14 protein-coding genes are annotated in these 15,959 nt (G+C 55.2%); 9 read left to right on the forward strand and 5 right to left on the reverse strand.

What is annotated here, in order from left to right; all coding sequences use genetic code 11:
* Positions 1–44: 44 nt before the first annotated feature.
* Entirely contained in the window at positions 45–1,760 is a 1,716-nt protein-coding gene (locus tag OLTU_RS24950; RefSeq protein ID WP_141735451.1) for a hypothetical protein, read from the reverse strand.
* Between the two features lie 590 nt (positions 1,761–2,350).
* Between OLTU_RS24950 and azu the strand changes: the two genes are divergently transcribed.
* Both azu and OLTU_RS24960 read left to right on the forward strand, forming a co-directional pair.
* Complete coding sequence (gene azu, locus OLTU_RS24955) at positions 2,351–2,878, forward strand: azurin (protein ID WP_141735452.1); 528 nt, start codon at positions 2,351–2,353, stop codon at positions 2,876–2,878.
* A 23-nt stretch (positions 2,879–2,901) separates the two neighbouring features.
* The gene (locus OLTU_RS24960) at positions 2,902–3,444 is read left to right on the forward strand and encodes a DJ-1 family glyoxalase III (RefSeq protein WP_141735453.1); all 543 of its coding nucleotides are present in this window, start codon (positions 2,902–2,904) and stop codon (positions 3,442–3,444) included.
* A gap of 41 nt (positions 3,445–3,485) precedes the next feature.
* On the opposite strand, the gene OLTU_RS24965 is transcribed toward OLTU_RS24960, so the two are convergent.
* Positions 3,486–4,877, reverse strand: coding sequence for an ammonium transporter (locus OLTU_RS24965; protein WP_141735454.1), 1,392 nt, complete (start codon positions 4,875–4,877; stop codon positions 3,486–3,488).
* 231 nt (positions 4,878–5,108) lie between these two features.
* A complete protein-coding gene (locus tag OLTU_RS24970) occupies positions 5,109–5,795 on the reverse strand; it encodes a DedA family protein (protein WP_218110249.1) in 687 nt (228 codons plus the stop codon).
* A gap of 183 nt (positions 5,796–5,978) precedes the next feature.
* On the opposite strand from OLTU_RS24970, the gene OLTU_RS24975 reads away from it, so the two are divergent.
* Positions 5,979–6,440 carry a hypothetical protein gene (locus OLTU_RS24975; protein ID WP_141735455.1) on the forward strand — a complete coding sequence of 154 codons (462 nt, stop codon included), beginning with the start codon at positions 5,979–5,981 and terminating at the stop codon, positions 6,438–6,440.
* An 84-nt stretch (positions 6,441–6,524) separates the two neighbouring features.
* Positions 6,525–7,715, forward strand: a complete 1,191-nt coding sequence (locus tag OLTU_RS24980; RefSeq protein WP_141735456.1) for an aminotransferase class I/II-fold pyridoxal phosphate-dependent enzyme — start codon at positions 6,525–6,527, stop codon at positions 7,713–7,715.
* On the opposite strand, the gene lspA is transcribed toward OLTU_RS24980, so the two are convergent.
* Positions 7,712–8,362, reverse strand: a complete 651-nt coding sequence (lspA, locus tag OLTU_RS24985) for a signal peptidase II (RefSeq protein WP_176736936.1) — start codon at positions 8,360–8,362, stop codon at positions 7,712–7,714. The two genes, OLTU_RS24980 and lspA, sit on opposite strands and share 4 nt — an antisense overlap.
* Before the next feature lie 68 nt (positions 8,363–8,430).
* The gene (gene hisS / locus OLTU_RS24990) at positions 8,431–9,768 is read right to left on the reverse strand and encodes a histidine--tRNA ligase (protein WP_176736937.1); all 1,338 of its coding nucleotides are present in this window, start codon (positions 9,766–9,768) and stop codon (positions 8,431–8,433) included.
* A gap of 158 nt (positions 9,769–9,926) precedes the next feature.
* Between hisS and OLTU_RS24995 the strand changes: the two genes are divergently transcribed.
* The 5 genes from OLTU_RS24995 (at position 9,927) to OLTU_RS25015 (ending at position 15,873) form a co-directional block, all read left to right on the forward strand.
* Positions 9,927–10,784 carry a hypothetical protein gene (locus tag OLTU_RS24995; RefSeq protein WP_218110250.1) on the forward strand — a complete coding sequence of 286 codons (858 nt, stop codon included), beginning with the start codon at positions 9,927–9,929 and terminating at the stop codon, positions 10,782–10,784.
* A 57-nt stretch (positions 10,785–10,841) separates the two neighbouring features.
* The gene (gene yhbY, locus OLTU_RS25000; protein ID WP_141735460.1) at positions 10,842–11,138 is read left to right on the forward strand and encodes a ribosome assembly RNA-binding protein YhbY; all 297 of its coding nucleotides are present in this window, start codon (positions 10,842–10,844) and stop codon (positions 11,136–11,138) included.
* 10 nt (positions 11,139–11,148) lie between these two features.
* Entirely contained in the window at positions 11,149–11,466 is a 318-nt protein-coding gene (locus OLTU_RS25005) for an SUI1 family translation initiation factor (RefSeq protein WP_141735461.1), read from the forward strand.
* Positions 11,467–11,583: 117 nt separating this feature from the next.
* A complete protein-coding gene (locus tag OLTU_RS25010; RefSeq protein WP_141735462.1) occupies positions 11,584–15,012 on the forward strand; it encodes an ATP-binding protein in 3,429 nt (1,142 codons plus the stop codon).
* A 156-nt stretch (positions 15,013–15,168) separates the two neighbouring features.
* Positions 15,169–15,873 carry a hypothetical protein gene (locus tag OLTU_RS25015; protein ID WP_141735463.1) on the forward strand — a complete coding sequence of 235 codons (705 nt, stop codon included), beginning with the start codon at positions 15,169–15,171 and terminating at the stop codon, positions 15,871–15,873.
* Positions 15,874–15,959: the final 86 nt, after the last annotated feature.

The following is a 15,959-nucleotide window of genomic DNA, read 5'->3' on the forward strand; positions in this document are numbered from 1 at the left end:
CTCCCAAAGGGAGGGGTCGTGGGTTTAATCGAGATTTTTAAGCCTTACTTCTTCTTTTGGCTTTCGAGATACTGGATCACAGAATCGATCTGCGCATCCGTCAGCTGCTTGAAGCGGCGTGGCGGCATCGTCAGGAGGTGCTCACCTTTGTGCATCTCCACCTGGGAACCATCAGCACCCAGGATCTTAATCCCTGAAGCTTTCAGGCGCTCAGGAGAATAACCGAGTTTCAAGCGAGCGATGGCAACGTCCAGTTCGGCGTTCAGGTTAGTCATCTTCGAGAAGTCAACAGCGTTGAACTTCGCACGACTCAGAGTCTGATCCAGAGCCGAGTGGTGACACTGTGAACAAGCCGCGATCAGAATATTCTGTGGCGTCTCATTCGGAGCGACAGCGAAACCAACGTCAGCCAGGGCCTGTTGATCCGCGGGGAAAATTTCACGCGTATCCTTGAACTGAGCTGCTGTAATCGTACCAGCTTTGAAATCCTGGATCTGCTTGGTGAATGTTGCCTGCAAAGTTGGATCAGCAACCTTCAAGCCAAAGAACGGAATCGGAATATAGTTCTTGGGCGCTGCTGTGTCAGCGTTGGCCGGCGTCAGCACACCGTTCACGTTCGTAAAGGACAGCGCTTTACGAGCCATGAAACGTAGTCTCAGCATCTCAGCAGTTGGGCTGCGCCCATTGTTGTTTGGATCGTTCAACTCATCACGAATATTTCGTGTCAAGAATTCATTTGGCTGCTGATCTCGGGGAGTCGCATTCGCCGCCTGAGGTTCCGAGAACAACTGGTTGTTATCCCGCAGGAAATCTTCCAGCTGCTGAGGATCTGAACTGGAAATCATGGTTCCAGGAATACCACCGACACCGTCGGTACCCCAGGCTGCGGTATAGTCCGCAATCAGCTCTCGTCCGTCAGTATTATCACGGAACCAGTGCGTCCAGGGGTTACGAAGCTCTTGCATGCGCAGGATCTTCGGACTCTGCGGACCATCCGGCTGGTGACAGTGCATACAGTCGACGATCGTATTCTTCAAATCAACATCTTCATACAGCGTGAATTCAGTCCAGTTGGACTCCACCGCTGCGGTCAGAAGGTCAGCTGGCTTGCAGTGCTCAGGCGAAGAGTTACACGCCTGCTTAAAGCCAACCAGGAAGAAATCAAAAGTGTTATCGGCGTTCTTGACGATAATTTCTGAGAACTGCTCACCGCGAACGAAACCGAGAGCGATATCGTTGGCGTTGCGATCCATCAGGATCACGCGCGGGTTGATGGCGGACACGAACTTGCCGACGAGCGACGAGGAGTGACCCTGAACCGCAAAGGCCGGACCGTTGCCGGCGCTGCCGTTATTGCCACGACCAGGCTGTGGGTTGGCCGGGAAGGCCAGGCCCAAAGCGGTCTGTAATTCGACAAGGCTTTTGGGACGAACGTTATTCACGCAAAACGCGGTGATCACTTTGTTGACCTTGCCAGCGTTGCGATCACAGACGATCTTGATTTGAGTTTCACCTTCCTTCAGCCCTTTCAAGGCTTCTTCATCCGAGATGACGAGGAAAGTGTTATTATCCTTCTGGGCTTCTGTTGGGTTATCAGCCTTTCCAGGCTCAGGTGTCGCATTTCCGCTGTCAGGAGCAGGAACAACGTTCTCAGTCGCACCCGACTGTTCCCCACCGCTGTATCCGTTTTTCTTGTAGGGGCTACAGCTGATCAAAACGATCGACGCTGCCGCCAAACTCCAGCGTTGCAATCTTAACATCCCAAAACCTCCGACTAGTGCCCTATTTCCCTGAATTCGTTGACCCACAATCAATCGAATTCCGGCAGATGCTCACGCACGCACCACTGCGTAGCAGCGACTCCAGACGCACAAATGCCGATAGATTGTTAAAGCAAGGCCTGAGCCATTTGTGCTAATGCGTAAATTCCATAGCTTATCGGCTCTGCCGCTCTGCATTTGAAGGATCATTGGGCAGCAGCGTCCACACCATGATCAGGAGAGCCCTAAGAAGAGATATTCACACCGAAATTTTCCGTCTCAGGCGGATGTCTACGGGGCGGATTTTTCCAATTGGCTAAAATGATAACACCAGCATTCTGACTAAACGCATGAAAACACTCGATCCGATCCGCCCGAACTATCATGTAATAAATGCCAACAGCCCCAAACCGCGCTTTCCGCAACGATTCTTTCTGCCAGTAAGAGTGGCCGCCAGATCGCCTTCTTCATGAACACAAGCGGCCATCAAAAACTCGCTTGCCTAACCGGCCTGAGCGCGATAAGCCATTCAAGGTCGATAAGATTTGCTGCTTACGACGTTATGGATTTCTCTGGAAAGGAAGATCGTTATGAAGATGTCCCTCATGGCTCTCGCTTTCGCTGGTTTCACGGCTCAGGCTGCCCTTGCCGTGGACTGTACCATTACCCTCACCGGCAATGATCAGATGCAGTACGATAAGAAAGAAATCAAACTGCCTGCTGAATGCGCCAAGCAAGAGATCAAGATTGAATTCAAACACATCGGTAAGCTGCCCGCGGCCGCCATGGGCCACAATGTGGTCCTCGTGCCGAATGGCAAACTTTCCGCTCTGCAACCGCGTTATGCGGCAGCTGGCGCAGATCCTGCGAAAATTGACGCCAACAGCGAACAGCTGAAAACCAGCGGCGAAGTCATCGCTTACACGAAAATCGTCGGTGGCGGCGCGTCTGACTCGACCACTGTGCCGAAAGACAAGCTGAAAGCTGGCGAGAAATACCAATACTTCTGCTCCTTCCCTGGACATTTCGCGCTGATGACCGGTACTCTCGAGATCGAAAAAGCCGGCACCAGCACGGCAGCAGCCGAAAAAGACAAAAAGGCTGACAAGAAGAAATAAGGTAATTTTCCAGGAGGTACGTGATGTCCCAAGTCGCAGTTCTTTTGGCAGATGGATTTGAAGAAATTGAAGCGGTCACGATCGTCGATGTTTTGCGGCGGGCGGATGTGCAGGTTCGAACCCTCGCCTTGAAGGACAAGTCCGTACGTGGGGCACACGGCATCACCATGCAAGCCGATGGTCTTCTGGACCAGGAGCAAAGCAAGGACTGGGATCTTGTGGTCCTGCCGGGTGGCCAGCCCGGCGCCAACGCCCTACGCGATGATCCCCGGGTGGCCTCGATGATCGAACACCAGCTGGGACAGAGCCGCAAGGTGGCCGCTATCTGTGCGGCACCCATTGCCCTTGGTGCTCATGGCATGCTGAAAGGCCGTCGTGCCACCTGTTATCCGGGCTTTGAGGATCAGCTGCGCGATGCAAAACTGACCTTGGAACCCGTGGTGGTCGACAGTGAAATCACCACCAGCCGCGGTCCTGGAACCGCCATGACCTTTGCGCTGAATCTGGTCGAGCAGCTGAAAGGCAAAGCTCAAGCGGATTCCGTGCGCAAAGGCATGCTAGTTTAGTTTCCCGCTAGAGGGTGTTGAAAAGGCCCCCTCAGGCCTGACTAAGCTGGAGCACCAGGTCTGGTCAGGCCCACAACGGGAAACCCTTGGCTGGTTCCACGAGTCTCACCTTCCATGTGGACCCCGAGCAATGGGTCCCCGTCGAGCATGCTTTCTCCGTGCTGACTGAGGTCGAGACCTTGTTCCTCCTCATCCACCGAAACACGCATGGGAATGATCCAATCGGTGAGCTTATAGAGGAGATAGGAGCCAAAGAAGGAGAAGCCACTGACGAGAACCAGAGCCAGACAATGCATCAAAAACGTTTGGGTGGACCCAAACGCCAGCCCCACATCCTTCGCAAACACACCGGTCAGCAGCATGCCCATCGCACCGCCTACACCGTGACAGGGAAACACATCCAGCGTATCATCAATCGCGGTTTTTGATTTCAGAGAGACCATGAAAGAGGAAACGATCGCTGAGAAAGCGCCGATAAAGATCGAAGCCCCAATGCTGACAAAACCAGCGGCTGGCGTGATGGCCACAAGACCGACCACCGCACCGATACAGGCGCCCACCGCAGACGGTTTACGACCCTTGAGCATATCGAAGAAAATCCAGGACAACGCTGCGGAAGCCGAGGCCGTGTTGGTCGTGGCAAAGGCCTGAGCCGCCAGCTCATTCGCACCGAGAGCGGAGCCGGCATTGAAACCAAACCAGCCGAACCAGAGCATGCCCGTTCCCAGAATAATAAAGGGGATATTGGCCGGAGTGTGGGCCTCCCCGTTATGATCCTTGCGCCGGCCGAGCATCAAAGCGCCAGCCAGAGCCGCAAATCCAGCTGACATATGCACCACGGTTCCGCCTGCAAAATCGAGCACACCCATGGTGCGCAAAAAGCCGTTCGGATGCCAGGTCCAGTGAGCGAGCGGTGTGTAGATAAAGAAGATGAAGAGCGTGATAAACAGCATATAGCTGGTAAATCGCACCCGTTCCGCAAACGAACCGGTGATGAGGGCCGGTGTGATCACGGCGAATTTCAGCTGGAACATGGCGAAGAGCAGAAGCGGAATGGTGGGAGACAGATCCGGATGGGTGGCACCGGTTACGCCCTTAAACATAAAGAAAGTGCGCGGGTCACCGATGACACCGCCGATGGAATCCCCAAAGGCCAGGCTGAAGCCCACGATCACCCAGATGATACTGATGAGTCCCATGGAGATAAAGCTCTGCAGCATGGTTGAGATCACATTGCGGGCCCGGACCATGCCTCCATAAAAGAAGGAGAGACCCGGCGTCATGAACAAAACGAGCCCGGCGGCACAAAGCATCCAGGCCACATCCCCTGGATTGATGGCGCCACCCGTCCTCAATGGTTCCGTTGCCGGCACGAAGGCCGCAAATAAACTGATCAGGATCAGGAGGATCAGAGGGACCGACGCTAGCTTCATGGAGGTTCTCCTTCTTTGGCTCATATGAGTGGCAGGTGTTATTCAAGCTGCCAATCAAAAGCAACGGACGTACCAGGCCCCTGAATTTCAGAATTCAGCTGCAAGTCCATCACGTTAAGGAAAACTGCGGCACCATCACGTTCCCGTGAAACGCACCGATTGGTAGGAATGGGGGCGAGGCTCCCGCGCTTTGGTAGGATCATGCGCGGAAACCTTGTCAGAACCCAGGATTCAGCGTTCGTTCAACGCGGCGCCTCGGGTTTGCTTGTCCTTCCATCCTCGCCAGGTTTCAATGGCGACCGGCACCAGCGAGAGGAAAATGATGGCAAAGATCACGATGTGAAAGTTGTCTTTCACCTGCGGCATGTTCCCGAACATGAAGCCAGCGATGAGAAAGCTCCAGACCCACAGCAATCCACCGACAATATTGTAGGCCAGAAAGCGGCTGTAGCGCATATGCCCAATGCCGGCCACGAATGGGGCAAAGGTCCGCAGAATAGGGGCGAAGCGGGCAATGATGATGGCCTTGCCTCCATGCTTTTCATAGAAGGCCTGCGCGGCCAGGAGATGCTTCCTGTTCAGGAAGATGCCCGTGTCCTTGGAAAACACGCGTGGCCCGATATACTTTCCGATCGCATAGTTCAAGGCATCGCCCAGGATGGCCGCGATCGACAGAAGGAAGAGCAGCATCGGCAGGCTCAGGTAGGCATTCTCCAAAGCCGCCAGAGCCCCGAGGGCGAAGAGGAACGAATCACCAGGCAGGAATGGAGTCACGACCAGCCCTGTTTCGCAGAAGATGATCATGAAGAGCAGCACATAGATCCATGGTCCCATGGAGCTGATCCAGGCATTCAAATAAAGATCCATGTGCAGGATGATGTCGATAAACTGTTTGATCCATTCCAATAAGATATCCATAAGCCTCGCTTTCCGACCGTCGGGTAAAACAGCAGCTTATCATGGGAGCTTCCAACCAATCGATGGTTCAGTCTGGCTTGAGCACCCTGGCATGAATACTTTTCGGTTTAGGCAGTTCCCTGCGGATTTCGGTATACCTGGACTGCCAACACTTTCTCAGCTTTTCACCTTGAGGATGAACCCATGAAATATCTCATACTGCTGTCCGCGTTCTTTATGGCATCCGTGGCGGCCGCCCGGCCCATCGCATATCTGAAGCAATCGGGTGGCTTCTGCCCTGGGACCTGTCCCTCGGCGTCCATCACGGTCGAGGACAACGGGACGGTCTTCGTGGAGATTCAAAAGTATGTCCCCACGCCCAGCGTCGAGCGCCGCGTCCTGCTCCGCATGGGAAGGGAGCTCGTGAGCGCCATGAGGCGGGATATCAACTCCATTCAGATCGCAAAACTGGTGGATATGGATGAAGGTCAGCCCTTCTGCGCCGATATTCCTGAGCTCCTCTACACTGTGGTTCAGGGCAATCAGAAAATTGATATTGGCATCGACCGCGACTGCCACAAGTTTCGCATGGCGAACTTTCACGGCACGCAAATCGTCTCCATGCTGCAAAGCTTTCTGGACATGCACTATTACGCAGCGCCCTGAGAGAGACTTGCGCGCGGGATGATTTTCCGGGACACTGGGAACGGGCCTTGGAGGCTCGCTTGTCCACTTCATTGCAGGGAAATCATGATGCTCGTATCGCGATGGCAGGCTTTTTCCAGTTCCATCTTTTCCAAAATGTCCCAGCTCGCGGCCGCGCATCAGGCTGTGAACCTGGCTCAGGGCTTTCCGGATTTCGACGGTCCCGCTGTGATCAAGGAGGCCGCGATCGCAGCGATCCGTGGCTCCTTCAATCAATATGCGCCCAGCACAGGATTGGGAGAGCTCCGGCGTCAGCTGGCGGCGCGACAGGCGGAGCAGTATGGACTGCAGTACGATGCCGCCAGCGAGGTCACTGTTTTTTCCGGTGCCACCGAAGCCATCTTCTGCAGCATCATGGGCCTCTGTGGCCCGGGCGATGAAGTGCTGACCTTTGAACCCTTCTTCGATTGCTATCCCGCTGCCACAGCCATGGCAGGAGCTGTGTTAAAAACGGTTCCCCTGCGCGGGCCGGACTGGTCGTTTGAACTGGATGATCTGAAGGCCGCGGTCACGGACCGAACCCGGATTCTGATCCTGAATAGTCCGCATAATCCCACGGGCAAGGTTTTCTCGCGCAGTGACCTTCTGAGCCTCGCGCAACTCGCCCAGGAAAAAAATTTGGTCGTGATCACCGACGAGGTCTATGAGGAGCTGATCTTCACACCGGCCCGCCATCTGCCGATCGCCCGCCTCGAGGGGATGCGCGACCGCACGATTACCATCTCCTCAACCGCCAAAACCTTCAGCATGACCGGCTGGAAGGTGGGCTTCGCCTTTGCCGACAGGAAGCTGAGCGAGCTGATTCGCATTCCCCATCAATATACCGTCTTCTGTTCCGCCACGCCGCTCCAGGCGGGCATGGTCGCCGCCTTGAAGCTGGGGCAGGAGTATTATGTGGATTTCCGTGAGCAGTATACGCGGCGGCGCGACAAGCTCCTGGCCATCCTGCGTCAGCACGGGTTCACCTGCAAGGCCCCTGAGGGCACCTACTTCATCACCGCGGATTACCGTCAGATTCGGGATGTTCCGGATATGGAATTCGCAGCCTGGATGACGGAAAAAGTCGGGGTGGCTTGTCTGCCCGTTTCCACATTTTATGCGGATGCCGCCGCAGCACAGGAAAGCCTGCGGCTGGTGCGTTTTGCGTTCTGCAAGGAGATTGGGACACTGGAGGAGGCCGGCCGCCGCCTCGCGGAACGATTGCCGCAGGCTTTGGCCGAACCCGGGAAAGCTTAACCTTCGACCTTGGCGGGCGCTGCGGCGCTCCCAAAATCCGCGATCAAAGGCTTGCGCCTCAGGATCATTTCCAGGATGAAGGCGATGATACCGACGTTGATGGCGATATCCGCCACGTTGAAGACAGCGAAGTCATGACGCCAGCCAAAGATATTCCAGCCGACCGAAATAAAGTCGATCACATAGCCCTGAATCAGCCGGTCGATGAAATTGCCAATCGCCCCCGCCAGGATCATGACCAACCCAAAACGTGTGAGATGAAAATTGATCGGCAGCGTGCGCAGGTAGAACGATATATAGACCACGCAGATCAGCGTCACGAGATAAAAGAACGGGACGCGCACGTTATCGGGCAGGTTCGAAAGCATGCTGAAAGCCGCACCGCGATTGCGCTCATACTGAAAATTCATGCGGATGAAAAACTCATTCGCCGCATAGGGGGCATCGGGTTTCCCCACCGATGCCACGGGATAAACCGTGGATTTAAACATATCCAGGTTGGTCGGATGTTCCCAGGTCATCAGGCTGGCTTGAGCATGACGTTTGGTAACCTGATCGATGCCGATGGCGGAGAGGAAGATAAACACCAAAGCCAGCGCGATCTGTTTGCCACGAACCGTTTTCAAGAAGGGCAGAGTCATACTCATCAGCGGGAAGTCCTTTTGTTTAGAATCCGATAGTTCAAAATATCCTATCATCCCCCAGCCACGCAAGCTCAGCTGAGCTTCGCAAGCTCGGTCAGGGCTTCGGTCCAGGGCACGGACTTTCTTTCCTGGCCACTGGCCAGATCCTTGATGCTGACGGTTTTGCTCGCCACCTCATCACCACCCACGGTGAGAACGTACTGATACTGGCGTTTATCAGCGAATTTAAACTGATTGCCAAGTTTGCCTTCCTTCAAAGCGATGTCAGCCATGACGCCTGCCGCGCGGAGTTCACCGAGCAACTGGAAGCCATAGCTTCGGCCCTCTTCACCGGCCAGGGCGATGAAGATCCCGCGCCGGGTTTTGTCCTCGGCAAGACCCAGCTGTTCCAAAGCGGCCAGCAGACGATCGACACCGATCGAACCGCCAACCCCTGCCAGTTCCTGACTGGAGAAGCGCGAGACGAGCCCGTTGTAACGCCCGCCCGAGGATATGGAACCAAAGCCATCGAGGCCATCGATCGTGGTTTCAAACACGATCCCAGTATAATAACCCAGGCCGCGCGCGATACTGAGATCGATGCGAACGTTGGCCTTGGTCTTTTGATAAAGCTGCTGCAAAAGGCCAACCGTTTCCTCGAGTCGCTTGATTTCCTGAAGCGCGGGCGTTCCGGCCAGAAGTTCCTTGATGGGATTCAAATCGGTATGACCGGCCGCATTCCGCCCTTGCAAAACCCGAAGCAGGCGTTCCGCGCCCTGCGCTTCCGCGCCTTCGATCTGCAGAATAAGATCCTTGACGGCCGGCTCACCGATTTTCGCCAATTTATCAAGAGCGATCAGCGTGCGATTTTCCCCACCCGCCACCAGCTGGGGCAGGCAGGCTTTGATCAGACCGGACAGAATAATGCGATGTCCGAGGGCCATCGTAAAGGAACCGGGCACCAGGTCGACGAGATTGCTCATGATGCAGGACAACACTTCCACATCCGCCGCGAGCGAATCCACTCCGATGATATCGAGGTCCGCCTGGCAGAATTCACGGTAACGGCCTTTCTGAGGTTTCTCGCCGCGCCATGAGTTGCCGATCTGCACCTTTTTAAAGGGAAAAACAAGTTCCGAATAATTTTCAGCGACAAAGCGCGCGAAGGGAACGGTCAGATCAAAGCGCAGGGCCACCATGCGTTCCCCGTGGTCCTCGAAACGATAGACTTCCTTATCCGTATCCGTGCCACCGGTGCCCAAAAGCGTTTCCGCATATTCAACGACAGGGGTATCGATCGGCAGAAAGCCGGCCTGCTGGGCCTTTTGGTAGATGCGATCCTGGATGTGCTTGCGCAGACTCGCCTGCTGCGGCAGATAGTCACGGAAGCCTTTCAATTTACGCGGCGTGATTCGTTCTTGCGTGCTCAAACTGCTTGCTCCCTCTGGCTCTCTCAAGTAATAAGGCAAATGTGCGCGAACAACCGATCAGGCGGACCGCAATGAAGAGAATCGCAACCTGGCCTTCAGCTGTCTTTCCCCAGTCTTACGGGATGGGGCTCATGACGGCGCTTATCATAAGCTATTGCTTGGGATTTGCAACCGCTTCCCTGGCTCAAAATGAACCTGTGGCGCCGCTTTCAAGTCTGATGAGCCGCACAACCAACGGTTATGTCCCGGAAGGCGTGTGGAAGATTGGACCCGAGACGGAATATGCGGTCCGATCGATGACTGGCCTGGGTGTGGATCTGCCGGCGTTCATGGCCGGCGCCACCAACATCTACGCGCGTGGTCAGATCTGGCAGAACGGGCGGCAGAGCCTTTCGCTCGGTGTTGATTTTGTGCGAATGAACCGTGACTCGCTCTTTTGGGGCTCGCAGAAGGATAATTTCAAGGAACTCAATGTCACCGGCGTGCACCCCCGCCTGGTCTTCAGCCATGCGATTTCAGAACGCTTGATCGTGCACAGTTCGTGGGAAGCCGGTTCCGGCAAGGGCGAAATCGAACTCACCGAGGAAGGCAAGCGTCGCCTTTGGAAGAAAAAGTATCCCGACGCCGACTACGAAGCGCGTGATGAAAATGGACATCCGGTGCGGGAGGACGGCAGTCGCATGCACCGAAACTATAGCATCACGCATCGCTCGCTCCTTTTGCAATCGCTTCTGGGCCTGGCGCAGGAGCGCTTTGAGCTGACCGGTGAAATTCAAAGGTCGCCGACAGAAACACTGGTTCTTGCAGCTCATGTGGCTCGCTTTGATTTGGCAGAGCTGCGCGCCGATCGCTTTGGCTGCAGTCTGTCCCAGCAGTGGCGGGGACCCAAGGTTGGCTTCCGGGTGGGCATAGGCCTGCTTTATCAGGTGGTCAGCGGCCGCGACCTGGATGATGAAAAAATCGATGACGGCCGTTTTTTGCCGACCGCGGATTTGGATTTTTTCGTTCTGCTTTAATCTTGCATTCTTGACGGGTTCGAGCTAAACCAAGGGTCCTTATCGAGGAAGAAAACCATGAAAAAACTGACAAGCAGGCAAATTAAATATCTTCGCGGCCAGGCCCACCATTTGAACCCCGTGGTCATTGTCGGCCAATACGGCGTCACCGAAGCGGTTCTGCGGGAAGTGGAAACCACATTGAATTTCCACGAATTGATCAAAGTGCAGATCCGCTGCGACGATCAGATGGAAATGCGCGATATGATGGACCGTCTCACCGATGGCGTGAAAGCCACGCTGGTTCAGGTCATTGGCCATAAGGCTGTGCTGTATCGTCCCAGTGCAGAAAAGAAAATCAGGATTCCAGTCTAAAGGATAAGCGATGGCGGACAAGCTGGTTTACGTCACAGGCAAGGGTTCCACCCGCAAGGACGACAAAACCAAGAGCTGGCAGGCGGCCGCGGGCCCGACCAAAATGCGGCTGGAAATGAAGGGCCGTGGCGGTAAAACGGTGACCGTTCTATGGAATTTCCCCTTCAGCGAAGAGGAAGTCAAAGCCCTCGTCAAAGCCATTCAACAGCGTTCCGCCTGCGGCGCCACCCTGAAGGACGGCCGGGCGGAATTCCAGGGTGACGTCAAGGACAAGGCCCTCGCCTATTTCCAGGAGCAGGGTTGGAAGCTTCAGCAGGCCGGCGGCTAACACCAAGTTTCTGAAATCCTTAAAAAAATTCCCATAGCCTCGTTACGCAGGGCGAATTCCCTTTATTGTTTCAGCGGGTTGCCGATCCCATAAGGTCAATTGTCGACCGGATGGAATATGCGCAGCCTTGTCCTCATACTGCTCCTATGTTTGCCCTCCTCCCTGACCGCCGCGGTCATACGGGAAGCGGTGCAGGGTACCCTTGACTTGCGTGATTGGGATGGGAAGGACGCCCTTCGCATCCTTGGCGACTGGCGCTTTTTCCCGAATGAACTTCTGTCTCCAGAGGAAGCTCTCCGCCGTGAGACGGACCCCGATGCCCTTTACCTCCAGCCGGGAAAACCGTTCCGTAGCGTCACCGGCGCCAGGCTCGATAACATTGGATACGGCTCCTATTTGATGCGCGTGCAAAGCCCCTGTCGGCATTGCCGCATTCACTTCGCATTGCCCCAGGTTTACGTGGCCGGCAAAATCTTTGTCTTTGATGCGACGGCCGAGTCCCGCGCGCTGCCCCTCTTTGAGCTCGGTCGGGTGGCGACGGATGCAGCCCAGGAAAAACCGCAGATCGGCACCACCCTGACGCCTGATTTTGAAGTTCAGGATCAGCAGGTGTTTCATATCCTGGTCCAGGTCAGCAACTTTCACTACTACTGGGGCGGGCTCTGGCAGCCGCCGGCTCTTTATTTGAATGAAGAAGCGTATCCCAGCGCCGAGAAGATGAAGGCTGCGTTTCTTCTGGGCATCATGCTCTTTTGCGCGGTGCATGCGATCAGTCTTTATCTGCGCCGCCGTGAGGATGAAGGAACGCGCGAGCTCGCTATTTTTTCGGGCATCATGCTGCTGCGCAGTACAATCTTCGTGATCGGAGGCTGGCTGATCCTCGTCAGTCCCTCCTGGGCCTGGCAGCTGGTTTGGGATTCCATTTACATTACGCTGGCGATGGCTTCCGCCTGGTTCTATCGCTTCATGAGCGCCTGCTTTCCCGATTACGCTTCACCGCGCATCAGTCGGGTGACCTGGCCTGGCGCCTTGCTGCTGACGGTTGTCTTCCTGCTGACAACCACGAATCAATCGGAATATCCGGTGATGCTGCTCTATGGGCATGCGATCCTCTGCATCACAGCCAGTCTTTGGATTCTTGTGCAGGCCACGCGGCATAAGAAAGAAGGCTCGCTCATCGCGCTGGTCGGGGTGCTGGCGCTTCTGACGAGTGGCTTGATGAGTCTGCTCTGGTACCTGGGCGACACGCGTTTTTCAGCCATGGGCATTGAAATCGGAACGGCCATCTTCATGATCTGCCAGACCCAGATCGTGGCGCAACGTTCCGCCAGCGCCTTCCACCGGGCCGAGCGTCTGTCGCGGGAATTGGTGGAACGGGATCAGACCCGAACGCTCTTCTTTCACAACACTTCGCATGAACTGCGAACGCCTCTTCATGGCATCCTGGGTTTTCTGAATCTGATCAGCCAGGGTCAATACGGTCCCATCGGCGAGCGCCTGCGACTGCAGATCCTCAAGATCACGCGACTCACTGAAGGTCTTCGCGATCAGGTCAATACCATCCTGGATCTCGCCAAATCCAAACGTGGTGAACTGCATCTGCACATTCAACGATTTGCCCTGGGCGATGTGGTGCACCGGATCCAGGATATCAGCGATAGCCTGCAGCTCAAGTACCCCCAGGTGCAATTCACTCTGCAGAATGAGCTCGATCAGAACCAGACCTTTCTGCATGATATCGAAAAAATCGTCGCGGTCCTGAGGAATCTTCTCGCCAACGCCTATAAATTCTCACGCATGGATGCCGCAAATCAGGTGAAGCTGCTCTTGAAAACAGATGAAGAAGGTCTCTACCTTGAGGTCAGCGATACCGGCATCGGCATACCCACGGAAAAAATCGACCGCATTTTCGAGGAATTCTCTCAGATTGAAGGCGATGCAAGGCGGTCCTATGAAGGGACCGGCCTGGGTCTCAGCATTGTGCGGGATCTGGTGGAACTGATGAAGGGTCGCATCGAGGTGGCCTCCAGACCCGAGGAAGGCTCCACCTTCAGGATCTGGATACCGGAGCAGCGTTTCACCGATCTGCGCCCGCAGGAACCCCTGGCTGTCGCGCCGCTCGCGGCTGTTCCCACAACTCCGGAATGGCGGGAAACGGAGCAGGAGGCTCCCGCACCGATCGCCGCGCTGCCCAATCCCTCCCGCTTTAATATTCTGGTGGTGGATGACAATGAACTGAACTGTGAAGTGGTGCAGGATCTGTTAAAGACCGAAGGCTATCGGGTGATGATCGCCACCGGGGGCAAGGAAGGGATTCGACTGATCGAAACCCTGCAACCCCATGTGGTGCTGCTGGACCTGATGATGCCGGATGTTTCCGGTGAAGATGTGATGAAGTATGTCAAGAGCCAGGATCGTCTCCGTAACATACCAATCCTCCTGATTACCGCCCGTGCGAATGAGGAGGACAAGCTCCTGGGTCTTGGCCTTGGGGCGGATGATTACCTGGCCAAACCTATCGTGCCGGATGAATTGCGGCTGCGGGTACGCAACACGCTTATGCGTTATGATGATAATCATCGCCTCGCCATGCAGGAGTATCAGGATCGCATGTCGCAGCTGGGTGAAGTGGTGGGCGATCTGGCCCGTGAGTGGCACGGCGTGCATCAGGCCGTCGCCGAGGATCTGCGGGAGCCCGAGGAAAGAGTCCAAAAGGTGGGGCGTCTTCTTCCCTTGCCGGCGATGCAGCGGGAACTTCTTGTTAAGAATTTGACGCAAAAGGGTGGTGGCCGCCCGATGCACACGCTGCTCGAGGTACTTTTGCCGCCGAGTGATGAGCATCCTGCGGCGCGTGAGCTGCAGTACCTCCGCACCGCAATCAGCCGCATGGCGCTTTCCTCCGAGCAGGCCCGCGGTCTCTGGCGCAGTGTCGGTCAGCTCGGAATTGATGAGATTCAGCAGATGAGCGAAACCATTCATCTCTGTGAGAGCTACCTGCATCTGGCCGATGCCGCCCGACACGCCCGTCAGTTGATGGAAAGCATCCTGGCCTTCAGCCGTCAGGAAATGGACGAACATATCATCGATCTCAAACTGACGATCGAACGCACCTGGCATTTGCTCCGCATGCGGGCCACACGACTCGGCATCGAAATGCGCATGAATCTCGATCCGCTCACCATTTTTTCGGTCAGCTCTCACATTCAGCATATCCTCCTGAGCCTCATCAACAATGCGATGGATGCGGTGGCGGACATGCCGATTGATGAACGTTGGATCGAGATCGCCGTGGCGATCGACTCCGACACGCGGCGCATCCTGGTTCAGGTCACCAATGGTGGTCGATCGCTCCCTGCCGCGGTGCGGGACCATCTTTTTGAACGTGGGTTTAGCACGAAAGGCCCGGACGCCAAAGGCATCGGTCTTTTCATTTCCCGGCGCCTGGCCCAGCAGCTTCATGGTGATTTGATCTATCAGGACACGAAGGGTCATACGACTTTTACGTTGATTCTGCCGCCAGGGCATCAGGTTTCATGCGCCGGCTGACCAGGTTTCCAACAGACTGTTTGATCAGAGTTTTGACAGAGGGCTTTCCGTTTGCATTCAACTCCTTGTCTTGCGAAGGACCGTAACATGGCCCATTTCTTGCAAAATATTACACCACTAAAAGATTCCATGAGCTGCACACTTGGGAGAACATTTATGATTCGTCGTAACGTTGTCTTGGGCCTTGTCCTTGTCCTTGGATTCGCTTGCGAGAAGAAAAGCAGCTCATCCGAGGAAACGCCAGCCGAGGAAGCCACCGCCGATCAAGCTGTGGACGGTGCCGCGGAAGGCGATCCGACCGCGGAAGCTTCCGAGGAACCAGGAACACCACCCGATTTTTTGGTGGGCAGGTGGGCCAGCGACTGCGTGAATCAACAACCTGGTGTTCTGCAGGCCAGTTATGTCGTGCAATATGAATTTGCCGCCGATGGCAATGCCAATTCTAAAGTCATTTCCTATGCCGCTGCAAATTGTACCAAGCGCTATACCAAGGCTGATGTTGATAACCTCAATGCCCAGGAAAACGCCGCCCGTGCCGCTGAGGTTCCTCCAGCCCCGCCCTTGAGTGCTGCTGACCTTGCCGTGCGAGAATCGCTTTGGTTTCCAACCATCAAACCCTTTACTTTTAAACTGGGTAAAAAGTTAAAGGACGACACGGTGGAAATGAATTATTCGGAAACGATCGGTGATCAGACCATTAACACCTATGTGACCATATACGTCGTCGACGACAAACTCTACTTCGCTGCAGTCTGTCGCAAAGAGGATTTGGACGCCAATAACTGCAAGCAGATAGTCGGCGACAGTGTGAAGAACCGCGCCCGCGACATGACCAACTCCGTTCCCTTTCACAAGATCTAATTCTTGACAACTCAAGCATGCTGTGAGGATCTCCGAGTCCCTGACCGGGCTAGGCGGATCCTCCATGAATTGATAAAATTAGGGCA

It is taken from the genome of Oligoflexus tunisiensis, from assembly GCF_001748245.1.
GTDB lineage: Bacteria > Bdellovibrionota_B > Oligoflexia > Oligoflexales > Oligoflexaceae > Oligoflexus > Oligoflexus tunisiensis.